This is a genomic window from Faecalibacillus sp. MSK20_93 (assembly GCF_020589945.1).
GTDB classification, from domain to species: Bacteria; Bacillota_I; Bacilli_A; order Erysipelotrichales; family Coprobacillaceae; genus Faecalibacillus; species Faecalibacillus intestinalis.
Genome location: NZ_JAJDKA010000097.1, coordinates 1 through 4,867 on the forward strand (window position 1 = coordinate 1; position 4,867 = coordinate 4,867).

The window sequence follows — 4,867 nt, forward strand, 5'->3', positions numbered from 1 at the left end:
CTGTTGGAATAAATGCGACTTTCTTATTTTCAATTTCTTCCTTTATCAGACTTCCCACACTTGAAAAGTGCGAACATAAAAACAGTTTCATCAATATTCTCCTTTATAAATTTCGATTTGTATAACAGTAGTCTAACACACGTTGTTTAAAAATACTACAGCCAAGCCAATGTCTGTAATTTGCCCTAAAATTTCATTTTATGGAATTTGGACTACTTGATTTTCTAATTGCTTACGCAATTCGTGAAATGTATAATTATACTGTCTTGGTATTAGACACACAAATGTAAATAGGGACTAAATTAATATCTACTACGATTCCCATAGCATCTCTTATTTTACTTGGTAAGGATTCTAATAATTTTTTTGAATTTTCCACACCAATAATTTTACCATTATCATCTATACCAATAAAAAATTTACCACCTTGTGCATTGGCAAACGCACATATACCAACTAAATATTCATCTTTCCAAACTGATTTCCATTCTATATTGTGCTTTTCTTGACTTTCCATAGTTAGCTCCTTATTATTTGGTAAATATAATTTTTCCACTTATATATTCATTATAACATTTCTATTTACAACACATTTACTACTCTTTTATTTCTTTATCGATTTTGCCACATGTACACCACTTGCAAAAGCAAAATGTAAATTGTAACCTCCACAATCACCATCAACATCCAAAGCTTCTCCACAAACATAAATGCCTGGATATTTCTTAAGTTGTAAATTTTCATCTACTTCTTTTAAAGAAACACCACCATGACAAACTTGTGCTTTTTCAATTGACATTGTATCGATGATTTTGAATTCTAAACAACGAGGATCAATATTTTTTTCTTTAAAAATCTGAACGATTTTTTCATGAAAGAATCCTTCCAAACCATAGTGTTGAAATTCTTCTTTTTCAATATCAGGCAATAAATTTAAAATAAGTTTTGGATTTTTTAAATGATCTAAATATCTTGATAATTGCATAATACAAATACCTGATAGACCATAATCTGTAAACATGATTTCTCCTGTTTGTTTTTCAATCAATTGATTTTGATCATAAAGCATTGCAATTCCCTTTACTCTTTGTCCTTTTAAAACTTTAAAAACGGGTTTTGTTTTTACTTGAACAAGACTTGGTGTAAATGGAATCATGGAAATATGCATTTTTTCTAACATTTTTAAATTATTTTGTCCTGATAAATGACTGGCTGGTGATCCTGTCGCAATAACTATTTTATCCGCTTGATAATGACCATTCGTCGTAACAATTTCATAAGTTTTAGCTTTTTTTATTGCTAGAACCTCACAATTATCGATATACGATACATTATCCATATTTTTCATTAAAGCATTTTTAACAGATAAACTTGAAAGTGAATATGGATAAACAAGGTTCTTTTCATAACGTAGTTTTAAAGAAAGTTGTTTAAAAAAATTGACGACATCAAATTCTTTAATTAATTTTTCTATTAAAGGGTCTTGATGATTATAGTACTTAATATCCATATTCAAATTTGAAACATTACATCTTCCATTACCGCTAGCAAGTATTTTTCTAGCTGCTTTATTAGATTGTTCCAAGACAATAATATTATATTTATTTGTTTTTACTAATTCATTCATACATGCAAGTCCACTTGCACCTGCTCCAATAATAACAATTGTTTCCATCTTTATCCCTCATTTGCTTTTTCATTATACATGAACAAAACTCGTTTGTCATTTATATTAAACCTTGAAAAACCTCGATGTATTCGCTATAATAACCAAGTATTGAGATTACATACAATTAAGGAGGCTTTTTTATGGGTAGAGCACATGAAGTGCGTAAAGTTGCTATGGCAAAAACTGCTGCAGCAAAAGCAAAATTATATTCTCGTTATGGAAAAGAAATCTATTTAGCTGCTAAAGCTGGTGGTACTGATCCAGATGGTAACTTAGCATTAAGAAGAATTATTGCTAAAGCTAAAAAAGAACAAGTTCCTGCTGACGTTATTAAACGTGCAGTTGATAAAGTAAAAAGTGGAGCTACTGAAGATTATCAAGAAAAAACATTTGAAGGATATGGTCCAAGTGGTTCAACTGTTATTGTTAAATGCTTAACTGATAATATTAATCGTACTATTTCTCAAGTACGTCCTGCATTTACAAAATCTAAAGCTAAATTAGGAAATGAAGGTTCAGTATCTTATTTATATGATACATATTCTATTTTAACTTTTAAAGGATTAGATGAAGAACAAACTTTAGAAGCTTTAATGGAAGGTGAAGCTGATTGTCAAGAAATTGAAACTCATGAAGATGGTTCAATTGAATTAACTGGTGCACCAACTGATTTATATAAAATGAAAGATGCTATTGAAGCAGCTTGTCCTAATGCTGAATTTGATGTAGAAGAAATCGCTACAACACCTCAAGAATATATATCTCTTGAAGGTGAAGATATGGAATTATTTGAAAGATTAATGAATCTTTTAAATGCTTGTGACGATGTAGATAAAATCTACCATAACGTTGAAAATTATGAAGGAGAATAATTCTCCTTCTTTTTCTTTATAATGAAAAAATGAAAGATGTTTTGTCTCTTTCATTTTTTTATTTACTAACAACTTTTATCCCATGACATTTGCCAAAATACAAGTTCATATCTTGAACATGCTACAAAGATATCAATAAGATGTTGAATTTGTTTTTCTGTATAATCTTTAGTAAGTTGATTCATTGTTTCTATTAAAATAATATTACCACTAGCATATTCATTAGAAGCATAGCCTTTGATCCAATCCCCATAAAATTCATCATTGATTGAATTTGGATTATTTTCAACAATCTTTTTCGCAATAACTTCATAACTATAAGCACAAGATAATATAGCTGCCAAGATTTCTACTTCTCCTTCTTCATAGGCAACACGTAGCATATAAGAGGTATAAGATAAATTATCAAGTGATGGTTTCATATCATCTATTTCTTCTTGGCTTACATTAAATTTTCCCATATAACCACTATGAACATCTAATTCACCATTCATTACAGCAATATATTTAGCAAAAAGATTCGCTGTTTCTAAAGTTTTTGCTTTAGCAACTCCAATCGCAAAAACTTTAGCGTATTCTTTTAAATAAAGATAATCTTGCATAATATAATATTTAAATTTATCTTTAGTTAATGAACCATCTTGTATTCCTTTAACAAAAGGATGTTCATTATAAGATTTCCATAGTTCTTTTGTTGCTTCTAACATCTTATCTGTTGTTTTCATAATCTTCCTCTTTTCATTATTTTAGAGTAATCACATATCTAGTTAGATTTTTTTATATTGAGATCCTTCTTGTAATTGCTTAGGAGTCATATTATAAATAGCATCAATAATATAATTTCGATAACTTGCATTACCATCTAATGGTGTTAATCTTTCATGTGCGATTTCTCCAGCAAGACCCATGGTACATACTGCAGCAACTGTTGCTTCAAGTAAATAATCAGGATTTGCGGAAACAAATGAAGTCGTAAGTGCTGATAATTGACATCCTGTTCCTGTAATCGAAGACATCATTTCATGACCATTATAAATTGCATAAGCAATATTTTCATTGCATACTAAGTCAATAGCCCCTGTAATAGCGATAACTGCCCCTGTTTTTTTAGAAAACTCTTGAGCAAAACTGACAACTTCATGGATATTTTTTGCTGTCACTTTATCTGCAAGATTAGCATCAACACCCTTCGTTGTACCACTTCCTAAAGCTAAAGTTTTGATTTCTGAAATATTTCCACGAATAACTGAAAACTGAATTTCTTTTAATAACTTTAAAGCTGTTTGAGTTCTTAACGTAGATGCTCCAACTCCTACAGGATCTAATACAACTGGATGATGAAGTTCATTAGCTTTTTTCCCAGCAATGACCATTGATTCAATCGTTCGCATATTAAGTGTTCCAATATTAATATTAAGTCCTGTACAAATCGAAGTAATTTCAGCAACTTCTTCTTGATCATCTGCCATAATTGGTGATGCTCCACATGCAAGAACGACATTAGCACAATCATTGACTGTAACATAATTTGTAATATTGTGAATGAGTGGACTTTTTTCTCTAACATTTTTTAACATTTCTTCTAACATATTTTCTCTCCTTGTTTTTTACAAGTTATTTCATAAATATGAAGATGACCAAACTTACCCATCATCAAAAACATAAACTTCGTTTATGAAATAACTTTATGGTAGTTCGGTCGATACTTTGTGGTATCCTCTCACGCTGGAACACAGCTTCCCTTCGCTTAATACAAGATTCAAGGCGCTCCCCTTCAATCCGCCACATATGTGGACACTTCTTTTTAAATAAAAAACAGGAGACATGCTCCTGTAAAAAAATCGAAATGTTGACTTCCTACGATGGCATTATCCATATCAGGTTAAAGGGTCGAAGTTTGATGACTTCCTCTCAGCCTGCATACAAGCTCCCCTGTTTCTATTTACATATTTAATGATACTCTTTATTTTTTTAAATACAAGTTTTATTCAATTTCTTCAATTTCATATTTACCTAAATAAATTAAAATATTATTCATAATAATATCAATGGCCCAATAAAAGATAACAAAGACCGCAAGTCCAACAATAAATGCATATCTTAAAATTGTTACCATATATAAAGCCGGTATAAAGGCAATCACAATAGGAATAAATCCTACTCCTGAAGGAAAATGGATTTGATAAATACTATGACATTCTTTACATTCTTGTCTACCCTTATAAGCAAAAGCAGAATCTTTTATTTCATGACTACAATGATAACATCTCATTATAATGTACAAATCATTACTGTCATTGTTCCATCAAAATCAACTTCTTTTTGA

6 protein-coding genes, 1 pseudogene and 1 riboswitch are annotated in these 4,867 nt (G+C 30.1%); of the genes and pseudogenes, 1 reads left to right on the forward strand and 6 read right to left on the reverse strand.

The window, feature by feature from the left end; all coding sequences use genetic code 11:
- From LJD34_RS15450 to LJD34_RS15460, 3 genes and pseudogenes are all read right to left on the reverse strand, one after another.
- Positions 1–91 (reverse strand): annotated as a pseudogene (locus LJD34_RS15450) (peptidase S51); the annotation flags it as partial.
- A 165-nt stretch (positions 92–256) separates the two neighbouring features.
- Entirely contained in the window at positions 257–517 is a 261-nt protein-coding gene (locus tag LJD34_RS15455; RefSeq protein WP_048923617.1) for a helix-turn-helix domain-containing protein, read from the reverse strand.
- An 87-nt stretch (positions 518–604) separates the two neighbouring features.
- The gene (locus LJD34_RS15460; RefSeq protein WP_117480611.1) at positions 605–1,675 is read right to left on the reverse strand and encodes an NAD(P)/FAD-dependent oxidoreductase; all 1,071 of its coding nucleotides are present in this window, start codon (positions 1,673–1,675) and stop codon (positions 605–607) included.
- A gap of 134 nt (positions 1,676–1,809) precedes the next feature.
- Between LJD34_RS15460 and LJD34_RS15465 the strand changes: the two genes are divergently transcribed.
- A complete protein-coding gene (locus tag LJD34_RS15465) occupies positions 1,810–2,541 on the forward strand; it encodes a YebC/PmpR family DNA-binding transcriptional regulator (protein ID WP_117787450.1) in 732 nt (243 codons plus the stop codon).
- Positions 2,542–2,606: 65 nt separating this feature from the next.
- Here LJD34_RS15465 and tenA read toward each other — a convergent pair whose 3' ends face one another.
- The 3 genes from tenA to LJD34_RS15480 form a co-directional block, all read right to left on the reverse strand.
- Positions 2,607–3,266 carry a thiaminase II gene (gene tenA / locus LJD34_RS15470; protein WP_118473649.1) on the reverse strand — a complete coding sequence of 220 codons (660 nt, stop codon included), beginning with the start codon at positions 3,264–3,266 and terminating at the stop codon, positions 2,607–2,609.
- 42 nt (positions 3,267–3,308) lie between these two features.
- Positions 3,309–4,130, reverse strand: a complete 822-nt coding sequence (thiM, locus tag LJD34_RS15475) for a hydroxyethylthiazole kinase (protein WP_227360313.1) — start codon at positions 4,128–4,130, stop codon at positions 3,309–3,311.
- A gap of 248 nt (positions 4,131–4,378) precedes the next feature.
- Positions 4,379–4,485, reverse strand: a riboswitch (TPP riboswitch).
- Positions 4,486–4,525: 40 nt separating this feature from the next.
- Positions 4,526–4,825, reverse strand: coding sequence for a hypothetical protein (locus tag LJD34_RS15480; protein WP_227360314.1), 300 nt, complete (start codon positions 4,823–4,825; stop codon positions 4,526–4,528).
- Positions 4,826–4,867 lie beyond the last annotated feature (42 nt).